Genomic DNA, 18076 nt, shown 5'->3' with positions numbered 1-18076 from the left:
GTGCCTTCAGGTTTTATTCCGATTCCTCTCGTCCCGAGCCTGCCGGCTACCCGGAGTGCGGCCGACATGGCCATCCAGATCGCCATTCCCCATCGGGCCGGCAAGGTGTGAACCCCCCGCGTGGGTTGATGGAACAGCTTGGTGACATCGCCATCGAGAACCGATGGCCGTTCGCGCATGGATGCCGGTGCGAACTGGAGTGATCAACGCGGTCGGAACCGCGTCGCAGCCTTGAAGATCGTGGCTGCCTGGGCATGTCGCTGACGGACGTCAGCGGAACATGGCCGGAAGCGTGGCGCCAGGGCAGCGCGCAGGCGAGCGGCAATCGGCACTCGCGGCTGTCCGCATTGCCGGGAAGAATGAGGCCCCCGGAGCGGGGGCCAGGGATGGGCGGTCAGTTGCCGCTGGGCGTGGAAGGAACCGCCTGCAGCGACAGGTGTGTCGCGGTGGCGGACACGTCGAGGTCGTCCTCGCTGTGCAGGATGCGCGCAAACACGCTCTCCTGCGGATCGAAGAACTCGCCGAAGTCGTCGCGACCGAACGCGGCGCGCGCCAGCTCCCACCAGTCGTCGAACGCATCGACATCTGGGTTGCAGCCGGCGGCATAGGCGATGGTCTTCAGGCGACCATCGGGTCGGCGCTCGCGGCGCTCGGCCAGGAAGTACACGCCCTGATCCTTGACAAGGATGATGCGGCATTGATTGACCACGGCCTCGGCAAGTACGGGCCGCAGGTCGGTACCTTTGAATCAAACAGACATGGGTGTGATCTCCAGAGAGGCAGGAAGAGAGGCTTCCCGCCGCGAGGGCGGGAAGCCGCCGGGAGCATGTGGTACAGCATGCCTTCCACGGTCATTCGTAGATCAAGTAGATGGCCTTGTGCAACAGAATTTCCCGCAGCTTCGACCAGTGCTCGTCACTGAGCAGTAATCGGCGCATTGCAAGCTCGTATTGGTGTTGTGTGAGAGCTACAACGACACGATCTTTCTATTACATATCAATAACTTATAGCGAAACGGCAACAAACCCTAGGCAAAAGCGGCGGGCGCCATTGACATTGATCAATGTGATGTGGGTGCTCCTTGAGATTTGCAAGAAAGCGTCTACGTTTGCAAATGGTTGCAAGAATCGGCAATTGATGGACAAGGTTGAAGAGTTGCGTGGTGAAACCATGAAAACTGGTCCGGATCAAATCTTCACGCTCGACGAGCTGGCGGCGTACTTGAAGGTTGGCAAGCGCACGCTATACCGACTGGCAGCGCAAGAGGAGATCCCGGCGTTCAAAGTGGGTGGGACATGGCGGTTTCGGCGAAGCGACATCGATCGCTGGATTGAAGATCGATCGCCAACCGAGACAAGAAAAGGAGGTGATGCGCGAAGGTGAACAGCTTGACTCCGACACGTACGCCGTATGGCCTGTGTGCCTTGGCATGGATCAGCAGACAAATGAATTGAGATATTTGCTTAACTATTTTTTGGAGGTGTGACATGAGTTTCGATCTGAAAAAGTTGGCCCCCTGGAACTGGTTCAAGAACGAACAGGAAGAGCAACAGGCGGCTGCCTCGCTGCCTGTGCAGCGCAATGACCAGCCTGTGGCAGGCGGTGCAGTCAGTCCGATCCTGCAATTGCATCGCGAGATCGACCGCCTCTTTGATGACGCATTCCGCGGGTTTGGTTTTCCGACTTTGGCCATACCGCGTTGGCCGGCAGAGTGGCCAGGCATGCTGAAGCCGGCCGTGGACATCCAGGAAACTGATACGCAGTACAGGATTGCTGTGGAAGTTCCAGGTGTCGAGGAGAAGGACATTCAGATCACGCTCGACAACGACGTGCTGGTGGTGCGCGGTGAAAAGCGGCAGGAGCAGGAGAAGAAGGAGGGTGGCTTCCATCGGATCGAGCGGTCCTATGGCAGTTTTCAGCGTGCGCTGAACCTGCCCGGCGATGCCAATCAGGACTCCATCAAGGCCAATTTCAAGAATGGTGTGCTAACCATCACGATGGACAAGCGCGAGCTGCGTTCACCCCAAGCGGGACGAACGATTGCGATCGAGTCCTAACAAGCGCTGGTGAGAAATAAACCGTTCAATTAAGCAAAGAGAGGATGGTAATGAATATCATGAACCAAAAGACACTTTACGCCTCCCTGCTGAGTCTGGGCTTGATTGCCTCGTCGCCGGCCTTTGCCCAAGACACTGCGCTGCCACACAAGCCGCAGGAACAGACCGAGGTGGGCAAATCGGTCCAGCCACAGGTGGATGCGAATGCAACGGAGCAGGCCGCAGAAAAGCGCAAGAAGATCACCGCCGACGCGATCGCCGCGGTAGCCGAGACCAGGAATGCCTTGAAGCTGCTCGATGAGAAGAAGGCCGACGAGGCCTTGGCTGCGTTGGAAAGGGTGACCGGCAAGCTGGAGCTGATTCTGGCGCGTGATCCGAAACTGGCGTTGGCGCCGGTGGACGTCGAGGTCATCACCTTTGACCTGATAGCGAAGCTCGATACCATCAAGGCCGTCATCAAGGAAGCGGAGGATTATCTCGAAGACGGTGAAGTCCAGAAGGCCCGTCCATTGGTAGCCAATCTGGCGAGCGAGATTCAGATCCGTACCACCAGCATCCCGCTGGCCACTTATCCGGGCGCGATCAAGGCCGTCGCGCCGTTGATCGACGCGGGTAAGGTCGACGAGGCAAAGGTAGCATTACAGGCCGCGCTGAATACGCTCGTGGTGACCACTGACGTGATTCCGTTGCCTGTCCTGCGTGCCGAGACCCTGCTCAGGAATGCCGAGGCGCTGGCGGAAAACAAGGAGCGTACGGACAAGGACAACAAAACACTGGCTAACCAACTCGCCGAGGCCAGGAACCAGCTCAAGATGGCGGAGCTGTTGGGTTACGGCAACAAGAAGGCGTTCAAGCCGATGTACGAACAGATCGATCAGATCGAGGAAAAAACTGCAGACGGCAAGAGCGGCAAGGGCTGGTTCGACAAGATCAAGCAGCAGTTGTCGGACTTGATGTAAGTCTCTTATGAAATGGATAGGCGCTGGCGGTAAGGGTTGCCGGCGCTCATCCAACTAATGTTGAGGAGTATCAGAAATGAGCGACGAGGAAGTAACCGAAAACACTTTGGATCAAGCCAGCGGGAACGCAAGTGAAGTCGCCGGCGCCGAGCCCAAATCCGCTATGGTGGAGGCGGTGCAACCCGCCGTGGATCAGGTGGTCGAGGGCAAGACTGCCGAGAAACGCAGGCAGACGATCGGCGAGGCGGTCACCGCGCTGACCGAGACCAAGAATGCCCTGGCGGCATTGGACGAAAAGGACACGACGAAGGCCCTGGATGCCTTGGCACAGGTCACCGGAAAGCTGGAGCTGCTTCTTGCCCGGAGCCCGAGGTTGGCCTTGGCGCCAGTGGACGTGCAAACCGTGGTTCACGACATTTTTGCCGGCGCGGACACCATCGAGGCCATCTTGGATGAGGCCGAAAACGCTCTTAAGCACGGCGAGGTGCAAAAGGCCAGACACCTGCTCTCCGGCGTGGCCAGCGAGATCGTGATCACGACCACGAGTCTTCCCTTGGCCACGTATCCCAAAGCCATCAGCGCCGTTGCCCCCCTGATCGATCAGGGCAAGATCGACGAGGCCAAGGCAGCCTTGCAGGCGGTGCTGGGTACGCTTGTATCCAGCAGCGTGGTCATTCCGCTACCGGTGGAGCGTGCCCGCGCCATGTTGAAGGAGGCCGAGTCCCTGGTGGAGAAATCCGATCGCAGCGCGGAGGAAGACAAGCGCTTGGGCGCTCTGCTCGATGACGCGCGCAAACAGCTCGAAATGGCGGAGTTGCTCGGGTACGGTCGCATGAAGAAGGACTTCAAGGATATTTACGACCAGATCAAGTCGGTCAAGGAAAAAGCTAAATCTGGCCAGTCCGGCAAGGGTTTTTTCGATGACATCATGGCTACCTTTCGCTCGCTGTTCGATCACAAAGAGGATGGATCGTTGCCGCAAACCGATGCTGACAAATCCCGCCAGCATGGCGGCAAATGAGCCAACAGGAGACGACGATGAGCGGAACACAGACCATCGGGCAAGGTGGCGACACCCTGTGCTCGATGAGCAGAAACTGGTGGGCCTTCGTGCTGCGTGGCGTGCTGGCGCTGGTATTGGCGGTACTCGCCTTTCTGATGCCGGCCGAGGCACTGCTGGCGCTGACCCTGGTCTACGGCGCCTTTTCGCTGGTTGATGGCGGGTTTTCACTGCTCGCGGCGGTGCGCAAGATTCGTCGCGGCAGACGCTGGGGTTGGTTCGCCTTCCGTGGTGTCGTGGGGATCGTTACCGGGATCGTGGTCCTGGTCGTTCCCTTGGTGGCGACCTGGGTGCTGGCAATCTTCCTGTGGACCAGTATCGCCGTATGGTCGATGCTGACTGGCTGGGCGGAGGTGTTTGCCGCCTGGCGCCTGCGTAAGGAAATTCGCGGCGAGATCTGGCTCATGCTCAGCGGATTGTTATCCATTGCGCTCAGCAGCGTGCTGGTCTGGTTATTGTTTACCAGGCCGGTCGAAACCTTTCTCGCGATGGGCTGGGTGCTGGGTGCCTATGCGGCCTTCCTTGGTATGCTTCTGATTTTTCTGGGTCTGCGTTTGCGCCGGAATCAATCTGAATGCAAAACGGACGGTTCAAACGCTCCGACCGGCGTGACGGCCTGAGCGCAGTTTCTTACTGACCTGATTAGCCCCAACGCTGAGCTGCAGAGCGAGTATCGCGACCGACCATCTCACCGAATGGAGCGTTAGTGTAATTTTACCCAGGGGCGGCGAGTCGAGGTTTTTGGAGGTGCCCTGGCGCCCGTCTTCGGTGCCATCGCGTCGGTCATCATGGGCGTTCGCCATGCGCGAGATAGACTCAGGGCGTTGGGGCCTCTGTCGATTTTTTGCGCGGGAAGTCAATGTGCGCTTGCTGGGCGCGATCAAGGGCGCAGCGGCACTGTTGTGGCGGCAGCAAAAGATCCATTTTAAAGGAAGAAGAACATGAAAATACAGACTTATTTTGAGGGTGTTGGCGACGAGATCAGGCATCGCTGGCCCGCGCTCCTCGAAGCGCTCGCTGCCAAGCAGATCCTCCCCCTGCTGCAAAAACATGGGGCGAATGACACCGTGCTCCATGCCACTTTGGAGAAGCGCAAGCGCGGCGAAAAATCCTTCACGGTCAATCTGCACACGAACCTGGCGGGCAAGAAAATCGTCACCGCCCATGCGGAGGGCAAGGACGTTGATATGGCCAGCCAAAATGCCATGAAGATCTTGTTCCGCGAAAGCAAGAAGCACTTCGATCGGTTGCGACATCAGCATGAGTACAAACGGCATAGCCGGCGTGAGCGTCTGCGCGCCCTCAAGGCGCAGCTCGACGCCCTGCCGTCTGCCACGATCGAAGCGGCACAGAAGGGCATCGAGCCCTTGAAAGCGCGCCTCGAAACGGTAGCCCGACGCGAATTGGCTTATCTGCGTGCCGTCGGTGACTTGCCGGCCGACTACCCAACGCTTGCCGATGTCGTTGACCAAGCGATCGCAGAGACCAAAGTCGCCTGGCAACTGGGCAAAACTCAGGATGCGGTGTATCGGCAACTAATAAAGAACCTGTTCAAGGTCATTGACCGCGAAGTGGCAGCGAGCCGTCAGTTCGGCGAAAGCGTATCGTTGGATGTCCCGGTTCCGGCAGACGCCAAGGACCAGGCCGAAGCGATGGTGGAAGAAGAAATCTATGAGTACTACCAGCCAGATGACAGCCTCCGTCTGGCCGACATCTTGCCGGCCGGAGACGAAACAGCGGCGTCACTTGAGAGCGAAACGGCAACTGATGCCGAAAAAGTGGCGCAGGAAGCCATCAGCGAAGCAGCCTGCCTAACTGACATGCTCAAGGTGCTACCTGTGTCCTGGCGTCGGGCGCTGCTGCTTGCCGAACTCGATGGGATCACTCCTTCTGTCATTGCCGAGGTGCTTGATGCCGCCGAAGATTCGGTGCAATTGTGGATCAAGCAGGCAACTGCCTTTGTCATCGCGCGCCTGGCCGATGCCGGCATTACCGTTGCCGACCGTGCGCATCCGCTGCAGCTGTTACGCCTTGATCAAATACATTCAACGGGAGATAAGTGATGAGTCGGACACAATGCCAAGTCTGCGGCCAACCCGCCACCGTGCGGGTAGAAGCCAATCTGAATGGTCGCCACAGCACCATGCTGCTGTGCGACGACCACTACCGCCAGCTGGTACGCCAGCAAAAGCGTACCGTTTCCCCGCTGGAAGCCTTGTTCGGCTCGCGCAGCGGGCTGTTCGAGGATTTCCTGGGCAGCGACTTCTTCCGCCTCGGTGACGACTCGGCGCCGGTGACAGCCGATGCCGACGATGAAGTGGTCGACGCCTCGTTCGGCGAACCGGCTGCCGCAGGGGCCGGCGCACCGCGCCGTCGCGGTGGTGGGCTGGCCAGCCGCATCAGCGAACAATCGGAGACCCTGCTGCAGGAGGCCGCCAAGCACGCCGCCGAGTTTGGCCGTCCCGAGGTGGATACCGAACACCTGCTGCTGTCGCTGACTGACAGTGACGTGGTCAAGACCATCCTTGGTCAGTTCAAGATCAACGTGGACGACCTCAAACGCCAGATCGAATCCGAGGCCAAGCGGGGCGACAAGCCCTTCGAGGGCGAAATCGGTGTATCGCCGCGCGTCAAGGACGCACTCAGCCGCGCCTTCGTGGCCTCCAACGAACTCGGTCATTCCTATGTCGGCCCCGAGCATTTTCTGGTGGGACTGGCCGAAGAAGGCGAAGGTCTGGCGGCCAACCTGCTGCGCCGCTATGGCCTCACGCCGCAGGCGCTGCGCCAGCAGGTCAACAAGGTGGTCGGCAAGGGCGCCGAGGACAGCCGCGCCGAGACGCCCACCAACACCCCCGAGCTCGACAAGTACTCCCGCGACCTGACGAAGATGGCGCGTGACGGCAAGCTGGACCCGGTCATCGGTCGAGCCCAGGAGATCGAGACCACGATCGAGGTGCTGGCGCGGCGCAAGAAGAACAACCCGGTATTGATCGGCGAACCGGGCGTGGGCAAGACAGCCATCGTCGAGGGGCTGGCGCAGCGCATGGTAGCCGGCGAAGTGCCCGAGACATTACGCGACAAGCGCCTGGTGGAGCTGAATATCAACGCGATGGTCGCAGGGGCCAAGTACCGGGGTGAGTTCGAGGAGCGTGTGCAGAAGGTGCTCAAGGAAGTGACCGAGCACCAGGGCGAACTCATCTTGTTCATCGACGAGGTGCACACGATCGTTGGCGCCGGCCAGGGTGGCGGCGAAGGCGGGCTCGACGTGGCCAACGTCTTCAAGCCGATGATGGCGCGCGGCGAACTCAACTTGATCGGTGCCACCACGCTCAACGAGTACCAGAAGTACATTGAAAAGGATGCCGCGCTGGAGCGTCGCTTCCAGCCGGTGATGGTGCCCGAGCCGACGGTAGCACAGACCATGATGATCCTGCGCGGCTTGCGCGACACCTTTGAGGCGCACCATAAGGTCAGCATCACCGAGGATGCGATCATCGCCGCCGCCGAGCTGTCCGACCGTTACATCACCGCGCGCTTCCTCCCGGACAAGGCCATCGACCTGCTCGACCAGGCGGCCGCCCGCGTGAAGCTCTCTGCGACGGCACGCCCGGTCGCCGTGCAGGAGCTGGAGGCGGAGCTGCATCAGTTGCGTCGGGAGCAGGACTACGTGGCTGCCCGCAAGCAGTACGACAAGGCGGCGGAAATCGGCAAACGCATCGAAGCCAAGGAGGCCGAGCTCAAGAAGCAGGTCGAGGACTGGGAGCGCGAGCGCGCCTCGGGCAGCGCGGAAGTCAAAGCGGAGCACGTGGCCCAGATCGTGTCGCGCCTCACCGGCATTCCGGTGAACGAACTGACGGTGGAGGAGCGCGAGAAACTGCTGCACCTGGAGCAGCGCCTGCATGAGCGCCTGGTCGGGCAGGACGAAGCGGTGCACGCCGTCGCCGATGCGGTCCGGCTGTCACGCGCCGGGCTGCGCGAAGGCAGCAAGCCGGTGGCCACGTTCCTGTTCCTCGGGCCCACCGGCGTCGGCAAGACCGAGCTGGCCAAGGCGCTGGCCGAAGCCATCTACGGCGACGAGGGTGCACTGTTGCGCATCGACATGTCGGAGTACGGCGAGCGCCACACCGTGGCGAGGTTAGTGGGAGCGCCTCCGGGCTACGTCGGCTACGACGAGGGCGGCCAGCTGACCGAGAAAGTGCGTCGCAAGCCCTACAGCGTGCTGCTGCTCGACGAGATCGAAAAGGCCCACCCCGACGTCTACAACATCCTGCTGCAGGTGTTCGACGACGGCCGTCTCACCGACGGCAAAGGGCGCGTGGTGGACTTCACCAACACCATCATCATCGCCACGTCCAACCTGGGCTCGGACATCATCCAGCGGCGTCTGAACGCGCGTGGCGCGGCCGGTGATGAGTATGAGAAAACCAAGACCGAGGTGATGGAGGTGCTGCGCGGGCACTTCCGCCCCGAGTTCCTCAACCGCATCGAAGAGATCATCGTCTTCCATGCCTTGGGCAAAGAGGAGATCCGACACATCGTCGGGCTGCAGCTCGACCGCGTGGCGCGCAATGCCGCCAGCCAGGGCGTGACGCTGGCCTTCGACCAGTCCTTGATCGACCACTTTGCCGAAGAAGGCTACAAGCCCGAATTCGGCGCCCGCGCGCTCAAGCGCTTGATCCGCAGCGAGCTGGAAACGGCGCTGGCGCGCGAGATGCTTGGCGGCGGCATCGGCAAGGGCGATCACGTCATCGCCCGATGGGACGACAAGGCCGATCGGGTCGGCTTCGAGCGCACGGAGCCGCCCAAGAGCGAGGTCGAGGCCGATAAGCCTGACGAAGCCAAGCCTGATGAAGCCAAATCGACCGATGCGCCGAAGAGCGACGACGGCAAGGGTTCCCGGAAGAAGAAACCGGCGAGCGATCCATCCTGATGCATCGGGGGCTGTCATGTCTGCTTCCCATGGCCTGGCATCGGCAGCCACCCTGGTCTCACTCGCGGCGGCGCTCGCCGCTGCGGGGCACGCGGTCGTCTACAAGCGTGACCCGCGGTCGGCCGCGCTTTGGGTGCTGCTTATCGCGCTGCTACCGCTTGGCGGTTCGCTGCTGTACCTGTTGTTCGGTATCAACCGCTATCAGCGGCGGGCGCGGAGGCTGTACCCAGGCGCTGGTCGCGCATCGCCGACCACAGACTGTATGGAGGTCCCCGCCATGCTGCCGTCGGCGTTCGCCGGCCTAGCGCATCTGGTGGGACGCGCCACCGGTCAGCCGCTGACCGGTGGCAATCGCATCGAGCCACTGGTCGATGGCGAGCAGGCCTACCCGGCCATGCTCGCCGCGATCGACTCGGCCCGTCACAGCGTTGCCCTGACGTCCTACATCTTCGATGGCCAGGGCATCGGTACGCAGTTTGTCGAAGCCCTGCAGCGTGCCCATGCGCGCGGCGTGCAGGTGCGGGTGCTGATCGACGATGTCTCCGCACGATGGGTACGCCAGAGCGCCCATCGGCGGCTGAAGCGCAGCGGATTAATGGTGGCATCGTTCAATCCGACGCTGATCCCCGCACGGCTGCATGCCGCGCACCTGCGCAATCACCGCAAGCTGCTGGTGGTCGACGGCGAAACAGGCTTCACCGGCGGCATGAACATCTTCAGCCCGTACTGGCGGCCCGATGCGCCCGAGCAGGCCTGCCATGACTTGCATTTTCGCCTGCAGGGGCCGGTCGTCGCCGATCTCAGGCGGTGTTTCGCCGAGGATTGGTGCGACACCACGGGGGAGCGGCTCGATGAGTGTTTCTGGGGCGGGCTGCCCACGCCGGCTCCCGACCCGGGGAACAATTGGGCCAGAGGCATCGAGGCCGGCCCGGACGAAACCCTGGACCGAATACGCTGGACCTTCATGGGGGCCTTGAGCGCGGCACGGCACTCGGTTCGTATCTGGACACCGTACTTCGTGCCGGACCAACCCATGATCGCAGCGCTGGGCACCGCCGCCTTGCGCGGTGTGCGCATTGATGTACTCACGCCCGCCAACGGCGATCACCCGGCCGTGCAATGGGCCGCCCGCGCGCATTACTGGCAAGTGATGGAGCACGGTGTACGGATCTTCGAGCGGCCCGGCCCCTTCGACCACACCAAACTGATGTTGGTCGATGGCACCTGGTGCTGCCTGGGCTCGGGCAACTGGGACGCGCGCAGCCTGCGGCTCAACTTCGAGTTCAACGTCGAGGTCTACGACGCCGCCCTGTGTACACGCCTCGAGGCGCTGTTCGATGCCACACGCGACGCCTCGGCGCTCGTCACGCCGGCGGCAGTACATGCCCGCCCGCTTGCCGTGAAGTTGCGCGACGGTGTCGCCCGCCTGTTCACGCCCGTTCTTTAGCGAAACGACCCTCGGAGGACCCTGCGGATGGAAAAGAAAGACCAATGGAACGTCGGGTACTGGATCGTCGCCGGTCTGTTGCTGCTGATGCTCCAGAACTACTGGCAGGCGGCGCAGACCGTCGAGCCCGTGCCGTACAGCGAATTCGAGAAGGCGCTGGCCGAGGGCCGTGTCGCTGAAGTTCTGGTGTCGGACCGTACCGTGACAGGACGCCTGAAAGCGCCTGACAGCCGCGGCAAGACCACGATCGTAGCGACCCGCGTCGAACCCGATCTGGCGGAACGCCTGTCCAAGTACGAGGTGCCGTATGCACGCGTCGTGGAAAGCACCTGGCTGCGCGACGTACTGTCGTGGATTCTGCCGGCGGTGGCGTTCTTCGGTGTCTGGCTCTTCCTCTTCCGCCGATTTGCCGAGAAACAGGGCATGGGCGGTTTCCTGAGCATTGGCAAGAGCCGCGCCAAGGTGTTCATGGAGAAGAACACCGGTGTGACCTTCGCGGATGTGGCTGGCGTGGATGAGGCCAAGGCTGAACTCGTCGAGATCGTCGATTTCCTGAAGAACCCGCAGGACTATGGCCGCCTCGGTGCGCACATCCCCAAAGGCGTGCTGCTGGTAGGCCCGCCGGGCACGGGCAAGACCTTGCTGGCCAAGGCGGTCGCCGGTGAAGCCGGGGTGCCGTTCTTCCATCTCCGGCTCGGAATTCGTCGAGATGTTCGTCGGTGTGGGGGCCGCGCGCGTGCGTGACCTGTTCGAGCAGGCACGCGCCAAGGCACCCGCCATCATCTTCATCGACGAACTCGACGCCCTCGGCCGTGCGCGCGGTGTGGGCGGACCGATTGGTGGCCACGATGAGCGCGAACAGACGCTCAACCAGCTGCTCACCGAGATGGATGGCTTCGACAGCTCGGTGGGACTCATCATCCTGGCTGCCACCAATCGCCCCGAAATTCTCGACCAGGCGCTGCTGCGCGCTGGACGCTTCGACCGCCAGGTGCTGGTGGATCGGCCGGACAAGAAGGGGCGTCTCGACATCCTGAAGGTCCATGTCAAGAAGGTCACGCTCGCCCGTGATGTGGACCTAGAGCAGGTCGCGGCGCTGACCACCGGCTTTTCCGGCGCTGATCTGGCCAACCTGGTGAATGAGGCGGCGCTGGCCGCGACCCGGCGTCGCGCGCAGGCGGTGGAGTTGCAGGACTTCACCGCAGCCATTGAACGCATCGTGGCCGGGCTCGAGAAGAAGAACCGCGTGCTCAGCCCGAAGGAGCGGGAAACCGTGGCCTACCACGAGATGGGCCATGCGCTGGTGGCACTGGCCTTGCCAGGGACCGATCCCGTGCACAAGGTGTCGATCGTTCCGCGTGGCATCGGCGCGCTTGGCTACACGCTGCAACGCCCCACCGAAGACCGTTTCCTGATGACACGCGCCGATCTCGAGCACAAGATCGCCGTGCTCCTGGGCGGACGCGCCGCCGAGAAACTGGTGTTCGGCGAGCTGTCCACCGGCGCCGCGGACGATCTGGCGCGCGCCACCGACATTGCCCGCGACATGATCACCCGCTTCGGCATGGATGAGGGCTTGGGGTACGTTGCTTTTGAGGCACAGAGGCCGCGTTTTCTTGATGCGCCTGAACTGGCACAGGGTGGCTGCCGAGTAGCCGAATCGACTCAGGCACGCATCGACCAAGCCATCCGTGACATCGTGATGGGTGTGTTTGATCGTGCATACCGAATTCTCGAAATTAACCGAGATGTGCTGGAGCGATGCGCGCGCGAACTGCTCGCACGGGAAACGCTGGATGAATACAGCATCCGGCAACTGACGCAAGGGCTACAGCTCGAACCCCCATGTCACAGTGGTCCAACTGCCGGAGCCATTGCTTCCTCTGTGTCCCAGGGAGCCCCTCATGAGTGACAGTCTTCATATCGTCTGCCCACACTGCCAATCCATCAATCGCGTTCCAGCCAACAAACTGGCTGAGCCGCCCAATTGCGGGCGGTGCCAGCACCCACTGTTCACCGGAGAACCCATCGAGCTGACCACCGCGACGGTAGAGGCCATCACCGATCTCAACAGGGTCGAGCAGGCGCTGAACTCTATGCGCCTACAGCGAGAAGAGTTGGCCAGCCACGTTCCCGGTATGCTTTACCAATACCGTCTTCGTCCGGACGGCAGCTCGCACTTCCCTTATGCCAGCGCGAGGATACGGGAAATATACGGGGTTGCACCGGAGGATGTTGTTGAAGATGCCACTCCTGTGTTCGCGGCGCTCCATCCTGAAGACCGCGACCGTGTGCATGAAACCATACAGGCGTCGGGGCAGTCACTCGCGCTTTGGCATGACGAGTACCGGGTGCAGTTTCCAGACGGTCGCGTGATCTGGGTCGAAGGCGAGGCGTCGCCTGAAGCCATGCCTGATGGGAGCATCCTCTGGCACGGTTATATCCATGATGTCACCTTACGCAGAAGGTCCGGGGAAGAGCTTCGCCTTGCGGCTAAAGTTTTTGCGCACGCAGGAGAGGGCATCCTCGTTACCGACGCTCAGGCCCACATTGTCAACGTCAACCGGGCGTTTACCGTGATCACTGGTTATGCGCGGGAGGAAGTATTGGGCCAGACACCCCGCCTACTCCAGTCCGATCGCTATGACGATGAGTTCTATCAGACCGTTTGGCAGGCTCTGCTTGAGCACGACTACTGGCACGGAGAGCTCTGGTGCCGACGCAAGAACGGCAGCCAGTTTGCCGCGCTGCTGACGATCAGTGCAGTCCCGGATATGCAGGGCCAGATCGAGCATTACGCTGCCATGTTCTCCGACATCACGGCGCTGAAGGAGAACCAGCAACAGCTTGAACGCGTTGCTCATTACGACCTGCTCACCGGCTTGCCCAATCGACTATTGCTTGGAGACCGCCTTAAGCAGGCCATTGGTCAGACACGTCGGCGTGGCATGCACCTGGCGGTTGTCTTCATCGATCTGGATGGATTCAAGAAGGTCAACGACCAGCACGGCCACGCAGTCGGCGACAAATTGCTGTCCGTCCTGTCCAGGCGTATGACGCAGGTGTTGCGCGAAGGCGATACCTTGGCCCGTCTTGGAGGTGATGAGTTTGTCGCTGTTCTGGTCGACCTGCCGGATGTTTCCATTAGCGTACCGATTCTCGATCGCCTGAGCGAGGTGGCTGCGCAGCCCGTACCGATTGGTGACGCACTGTGCGAAGTGAGCGCGAGTATCGGTGTGAGTTACTACCCGCAACTCGAAGACATCGACGCCGACCAACTACTGCGGCAGGCAGATCAGGCCATGTATTTCGCCAAGCAAGCTGGCAAGAATCGATATCACGTTTTCGATACGGAGAAGGATCGTACGCTGCGCACCCGTCACGAAGGATTGGACAGCATAGCGAATGCCCTTGCCAATGGGCAGTTTCTGCTTTACTTCCAACCTAAGGTCAACATGCGCACCGGTGAGGTGCTGGGCGCCGAAGCCTTGATCCGCTGGCAACATCCGGCGCGTGGCTTGTTATCTCCTGCCTCCTTCATACCCATCATTGAGAACCATCCGCTCGGGATTGACGTGGGGAAATGGACCATCGAGGCTGCGCTGACCCAGATCGAAGTTTGGCGCAAGGCCGGCCTTCATGTCCCGATCAGCGTGAATATCGGTGCACGGCACTTGCTGCAACCGGACTTCATCATGCATCTACGGGGTATGTTGTCACGACATCCCGGCGCCCAGCCGCAAGACCTTGAACTGGAAATCCTCGAAACCAGCGCCGTGGAGGACTTCGCTCAAGTGTCTCAGTTGATGGCGCTGTGCGAGAGGATGGGATTGCGTTTTGCCCTCGACGATTTCGGCAGCGGCTATTCATCGCTGACCTATCTGAAGCGCCTGCCCGCGCACCTGCTCAAGATCGACCAAGGTTTTATACGCGACATGCTCGAGGATCCGGACGATATCGCCATCCTGGATGCGCTACTGGCACTGGCAAGGTCGTTTGGCAGGAACTGCATCGCGGAGGGTGTCGAATCCATTCAGCATGCTGAAATGCTGCTGCGTCTGGGATGCGAGTGGGGCCAGGGTTACGCCATCGGGCATCCGATGCCGGCGCATGAATTCGAGCAATGGCTACACATCTGGCAGGTACCTTTATCCTGGAAGGGATTCAAACCTGACAGTCGCTCCGCGCTGCCCGTGCCGTTCACATACGCTGACCACCGGGTCTGGATTTCCCAGATGATCGACTATCTGTCAGGCAAGACCCAAGTGCCTCCTCAATCCGAAACACTCCAATACTGGCGGGATCAAAGTGGTCGCCCTACGTTCTTCGGCAAGGATCCTGATGATCCGGTCGATGTCCTGCATCAGAGCATCCAGCAGTTGGCTCACACCCTGAGTGAAATGAAAAATGCCGGCCGTGTCGAGGCATTGAGGGCTGGCATCGACAAGTTGCAACTTTTGCAGGCTGATCTGCTGGGATTACTGCCGCCGGAGCAGAAGCCGGATTGATGCCATGCATGGGACGAAGGGTTGACGTGCAAGAGGCTGATCCACCCATCGGCGGCGCCACGGGCGCGCAGGGCATATGCCGCTGGGTGGCTTTGCAATTGCCCCGGTGATGCAGGTGTAATCGAGTCGCCTTTTCGGACTCGCCGTTCCATTAAGGTTTCATCGAAAGAGAGAGCAACGCTTATGCATAAAGAATCTGGCCACAAGGCCCTTGACGAGATGCGCTCCCAGTGGCGGTTGATGACGGTTTACGAGCGCTTCGAGCAAGTCGTGGCGCTGGTTCTGTCGGCGGTGATCGCCGTGATTATCGTGGTCTCGCTGATCCAGCTGATCTCCATCGTCTTCTTCCTGCTCATCATCGAGGCGTTCAATCCGCTCGACCACAAGGTGTTCCAGAGCGTGTTCGGCATGATCATGACGTTGTTGATTGCGATGGAGTTCAAGCACTCGATCGTGCGCGTGGCCTTGCGCCGCGAAAGCATCATCCAGGTCAAGACGGTAATCCTGATCGCGCTCATCGCGCTCGCGCGCAAGTTCGTGATCCTCGACCCTGATGTCAGTCCGGCCAAGGTCGCCGCACTGGCGGGCGCGACCTTGGCCCTGGGGGCAACCTACTGGCTGTTGCGCGAGCGCGATGACAGAGTGGCTGAGGAAACCCCGCGTGAACGCTCGTGACTTTGACGACATCGGAGGGGCCTGGTCACGGCATCGCTGGCTAAACCGCCTGCAGTTTGCCTTGTCAAACGCGGTACATGATGGCCTCGTCGCCGAGCCGGTGTGGACCGATCCGCTGTCGGTGATCGTGCCCGCACGCCACTCCTTGCTGGCGCACGTGCAGGTGCCGCTGCCCGAAGCCCTGAAGTTCCCGTTGGTTCTGTGCCATCCCGAATCGGGATCGGGCTGCCGCCATCAGATTCAAGCGCTGCTGCGGGACCCAGGCGCGCCACTTAAGCTGGTCGATGAAGTGACCAGCCTGGGCGTGATGCTGACCTTGGTCGGCGCCGGCTACGGCATCGGCTTCGCCATCGCCTCGCAGGTGCAGACGCTACAGCGCCCGGACATCTCCATTCGTCCCCTGGCCGGCGCCCCACCGATGCTCTCTACCTACCTGCTGCGCCGCCATGGCGAACCCTCCGAGCCCATGAAGCGGTTCATCGAGCGGGTGAAAGACGAGGCCGCACCGGTCGATGAAGAGCCAGTCCTTTAAGGACGCAGCTCGCCTGTTCGTTGCGACCTGTGGCGTGGTGTGCCAGTAGACAGATAGACTTCCGAATGAAATCCGATGCTCTGGCTGTTGATGGATGTGCTTGGCTCGCTTTGGATCACCCGCAACGGCTTGCGTTGACCAGTAAGCGTCTGGCCAACACACCTCCCCGGTTCTTCCAGCTAGCGGCATGGTGTCCACCTGTTTTTGGTGGACACCATTTCAAGCCCCCCTGCAGAGGATCTCCCGTGCCAGGCCAACGCCGCTCCTATCCCAAATCTTTCAAGGCCCAGGTCGTCGATGAGTGCACCCAGCCCGGCGCCTCGGTTGCCGGCGTGGCCTTGAGCCACGGCCTCAACGCCAATCTCGTGCATAAGTGGATTCGCCGCCAGCAGGCACAGCTGCCCGCTGTGCCTTCAGGTTTTATTCCGATTCCTCTCGTCCCGAGCCTGCCGGCTACCCGGAGTGCGGCCGACATGGCCATCCAGATCGCCATTCCCCATCGGGCCGGCAAGCTGTCGGTGCAGTGGCCGGGCAACGACCCTGAAGGCTGCGCCCGCTTCCTGCGCGAGCTGCTGAAGTGATCCGTATCGAGCGCATCTGGCTCGCCACCGAGCCGCTGGACATGCGCGCCGGCACCGAAACCGCGTTGGCCCGGGTGGTTCAAGTGTTCGGTGCGGCGCAGCCGCACTGCGCCTACCTGTTCACCAACAAGCGCGCCAACCGGATGAAGGTGCTGGTGCACGATGGCTTCGGCATCTGGCTGGCTGCTCGCAGGCTCAATCGAGGGCGCTTCGTCTGGTCGGGTAATTGGCAGGGACAGCAGTTGGAACTCAGCCCCGAGCAGTTGCAGGCCCTGGTGGTCGGCCTGCCTTGGCAGCGTCTTGGGCCGGATGCCGAGATCAGGCTCCTGTAGCCGGGGTGCAATTAGGCCAATGGCCTATCGCCGAGGGGGTCGACAATCCGCACACTCGGCGCCCTGAATCCTGCCGCTTTCGATCACCTGACACCCGAGCAACTGCGCCAACTGGCCGCGCAGTTGAGTCAGCGCGTCGATCGCCTGGAAACACTCAACCAGCGGTTGAACCACGAACTCGCCGTGCTGCGGCGCCACCGCTTCGCCCGCCGCAGCGAGCAGCTCAATGCCGACCAGCTCAATCTGCTGGACGAGATGATCGAGGCCGACATCGCCGCCATCGAGGCAGAGCTTGAAACGGCCCGACCAGAGCCCGCCAAGCGCGAGCCACGGCAGCAGCCCAAGCGAGCGCCGCTGCCGGCCGAACTGCCGCGCACGCTGATACTCCACGAGCCGGACAGCACCCAGTGTGCCTGCGGCTGCCAGCTCAAGCGCATCGGTGAAGACGTCAGCGAGAAGCTCGACTACACCCCGGGCACCTTCACCGTCGAGCGGCATATCCGTGGCAAGTGGGTCTGCGCCCAGTGTGAAACGCTGATCCAGGCCCCAGTGCCGGCGCAGGTGATCGACAAGGGCATCCCGACTGCCGGGCTACTGGCTCAGGTCATGGTGGCCAAGTTCGCCGATCACCTGCCGCTGTACCGCCAGGAAAAGATCTTCGCCCGCGCCGGGCTGGCCATTGCGCGTTCCACGCTTGCGCAATGGGTCGGCGCTTGCGGTGTCCAGCTGCAACCCCTGGTTGATGCCCTGCGCGACTGCCTGCTTCAGCAGGACGTCATCCTCGCCGACGAAACCCCAGTGCAGATGCTTGCCCCAGGCACAAAGAAGACCCAGCGGGCTTACGTCTGGGCTTATGCACCCAGCCCCTTCGCCGACCTCAAGGCCGTGGTCTACGACTTCAGGCCGAGCCGGGCCGGCGAGCACGCGCGCAGCTTCCTGGGTGACTGGCAAGGCAAACTGGTCTGCGACGACTTCGCCGGCTACAAGGCCAGCTT

At 61.5% G+C, this 18076-nt stretch carries 14 protein-coding genes and 3 pseudogenes; 15 read left to right on the top strand and 2 right to left on the bottom strand.

Going from position 1 to position 18076, the window contains the following annotated elements:
• Positions 1 to 394 precede the first annotated feature (394 nt).
• Both A6723_RS16000 and A6723_RS32660 read right to left on the bottom strand, forming a co-directional pair.
• Entirely contained in the window at positions 395 to 733 is a 339-nt protein-coding gene (locus A6723_RS16000; RefSeq protein ID WP_037031329.1) for a DUF3085 domain-containing protein, read from the bottom strand.
• A 17-nt stretch (positions 734 to 750) separates the two neighbouring features.
• Positions 751 to 938: pseudogene (locus A6723_RS32660) on the bottom strand (hypothetical protein); the annotation flags it as partial.
• A gap of 199 nt (positions 939 to 1137) precedes the next feature.
• Between A6723_RS32660 and A6723_RS15995 the strand changes: the two are divergent.
• The 15 genes and pseudogenes from A6723_RS15995 to A6723_RS15925 form a co-directional block, all read left to right on the top strand.
• Positions 1138 to 1383, top strand: coding sequence for a helix-turn-helix domain-containing protein (locus A6723_RS15995; RefSeq protein WP_371914059.1), 246 nt, complete (start codon positions 1138 to 1140; stop codon positions 1381 to 1383).
• A 104-nt stretch (positions 1384 to 1487) separates the two neighbouring features.
• Positions 1488 to 2057 (top strand): Hsp20/alpha crystallin family protein, encoded by a 570-nt coding sequence (locus A6723_RS15990; protein WP_054909052.1) that lies wholly within the window; start codon positions 1488 to 1490, stop codon positions 2055 to 2057.
• Between the two features lie 50 nt (positions 2058 to 2107).
• A complete protein-coding gene (locus A6723_RS15985; protein ID WP_139093002.1) occupies positions 2108 to 3016 on the top strand; it encodes a YfdX family protein in 909 nt (302 codons plus the stop codon).
• Positions 3017 to 3092: 76 nt separating this feature from the next.
• Entirely contained in the window at positions 3093 to 4037 is a 945-nt protein-coding gene (locus A6723_RS15980) for a YfdX family protein (protein WP_010799508.1), read from the top strand.
• A 17-nt stretch (positions 4038 to 4054) separates the two neighbouring features.
• Complete coding sequence (locus A6723_RS15975; RefSeq protein ID WP_010799507.1) at positions 4055 to 4696, top strand: HdeD family acid-resistance protein; 642 nt, start codon at positions 4055 to 4057, stop codon at positions 4694 to 4696.
• Positions 4697 to 5017: 321 nt separating this feature from the next.
• The gene (locus A6723_RS15970; RefSeq protein ID WP_054909051.1) at positions 5018 to 6139 is read left to right on the top strand and encodes a hypothetical protein; all 1122 of its coding nucleotides are present in this window, start codon (positions 5018 to 5020) and stop codon (positions 6137 to 6139) included.
• The gene (gene clpK / locus A6723_RS15965) at positions 6139 to 9006 is read left to right on the top strand and encodes a heat shock survival AAA family ATPase ClpK (protein ID WP_054909050.1); all 2868 of its coding nucleotides are present in this window, start codon (positions 6139 to 6141) and stop codon (positions 9004 to 9006) included. Before A6723_RS15970 ends, clpK begins: the two co-directional genes overlap by 1 nt.
• Before the next feature lie 16 nt (positions 9007 to 9022).
• Positions 9023 to 10453, top strand: a complete 1431-nt coding sequence (cls, locus tag A6723_RS15960; protein ID WP_054909049.1) for a cardiolipin synthase — start codon at positions 9023 to 9025, stop codon at positions 10451 to 10453.
• Positions 10454 to 10480: 27 nt separating this feature from the next.
• Positions 10481 to 12365 (top strand): annotated as a pseudogene (gene ftsH / locus A6723_RS15955) (ATP-dependent zinc metalloprotease FtsH).
• A complete protein-coding gene (locus A6723_RS15950; protein ID WP_054909048.1) occupies positions 12358 to 14961 on the top strand; it encodes an EAL domain-containing protein in 2604 nt (867 codons plus the stop codon). Before ftsH ends, A6723_RS15950 begins: the two are co-directional and overlap by 8 nt.
• 183 nt (positions 14962 to 15144) lie before the next feature.
• Positions 15145 to 15636 (top strand): phosphate-starvation-inducible PsiE family protein, encoded by a 492-nt coding sequence (locus A6723_RS15945; RefSeq protein WP_054909047.1) that lies wholly within the window; start codon positions 15145 to 15147, stop codon positions 15634 to 15636.
• 49 nt (positions 15637 to 15685) lie between these two features.
• Positions 15686 to 16168 (top strand): annotated as a pseudogene (locus A6723_RS15940) (LysR family substrate-binding domain-containing protein); the annotation flags it as partial.
• A 245-nt stretch (positions 16169 to 16413) separates the two neighbouring features.
• On the top strand, positions 16414 to 16749 hold the full coding sequence (locus tag A6723_RS15935; RefSeq protein ID WP_010799498.1) for a transposase: 336 nt from the start codon (positions 16414 to 16416) through the stop codon (positions 16747 to 16749).
• Complete coding sequence (gene tnpB / locus A6723_RS15930; protein ID WP_003241496.1) at positions 16746 to 17081, top strand: IS66 family insertion sequence element accessory protein TnpB; 336 nt, start codon at positions 16746 to 16748, stop codon at positions 17079 to 17081. The genes A6723_RS15935 and tnpB overlap by 4 nt, the downstream gene beginning before the upstream one ends.
• Before the next feature lie 63 nt (positions 17082 to 17144).
• Positions 17145 to 18076, top strand: a 932-nt coding sequence (locus tag A6723_RS15925) for an IS66 family transposase (protein ID WP_139093004.1), incomplete at its 3' end; no start/stop codon positions are given.

It is taken from the genome of Pseudomonas sp. AU11447 (assembly GCF_001672555.2).
GTDB classification, from domain to species: domain Bacteria; phylum Pseudomonadota; class Gammaproteobacteria; order Pseudomonadales; family Pseudomonadaceae; genus Pseudomonas; species Pseudomonas nitroreducens.
The sequence above is the reverse complement of the archived record's forward strand: the minus strand, read 5'-3'. Positions and strand labels throughout refer to the sequence as shown.

Excerpts from the sequence above, each read along its gene's own strand:
- A6723_RS15995 (WP_371914059.1), top strand. The coding sequence starts at position 1,138 with ATGGACAAGGTTGAAGAGTTGCGTGGTGAAACCATGAAAACTGGTCCG.
- A6723_RS15990 (WP_054909052.1), top strand. The coding sequence starts at position 1,488 with ATGAGTTTCGATCTGAAAAAGTTGGCCCCCTGGAACTGGTTCAAGAAC.
- A6723_RS15985 (WP_139093002.1), top strand. The coding sequence starts at position 2,108 with ATGAATATCATGAACCAAAAGACACTTTACGCCTCCCTGCTGAGTCTG.
- A6723_RS15980 (WP_010799508.1), top strand. The coding sequence starts at position 3,093 with ATGAGCGACGAGGAAGTAACCGAAAACACTTTGGATCAAGCCAGCGGG.
- A6723_RS15975 (WP_010799507.1), top strand. The coding sequence starts at position 4,055 with ATGAGCGGAACACAGACCATCGGGCAAGGTGGCGACACCCTGTGCTCG.
- A6723_RS15970 (WP_054909051.1), top strand. The coding sequence starts at position 5,018 with ATGAAAATACAGACTTATTTTGAGGGTGTTGGCGACGAGATCAGGCAT.
- clpK (WP_054909050.1), top strand. The coding sequence starts at position 6,139 with ATGAGTCGGACACAATGCCAAGTCTGCGGCCAACCCGCCACCGTGCGG.
- cls (WP_054909049.1), top strand. The coding sequence starts at position 9,023 with ATGTCTGCTTCCCATGGCCTGGCATCGGCAGCCACCCTGGTCTCACTC.
- A6723_RS15950 (WP_054909048.1), top strand. The coding sequence starts at position 12,358 with ATGAGTGACAGTCTTCATATCGTCTGCCCACACTGCCAATCCATCAAT.
- A6723_RS15945 (WP_054909047.1), top strand. The coding sequence starts at position 15,145 with ATGCATAAAGAATCTGGCCACAAGGCCCTTGACGAGATGCGCTCCCAG.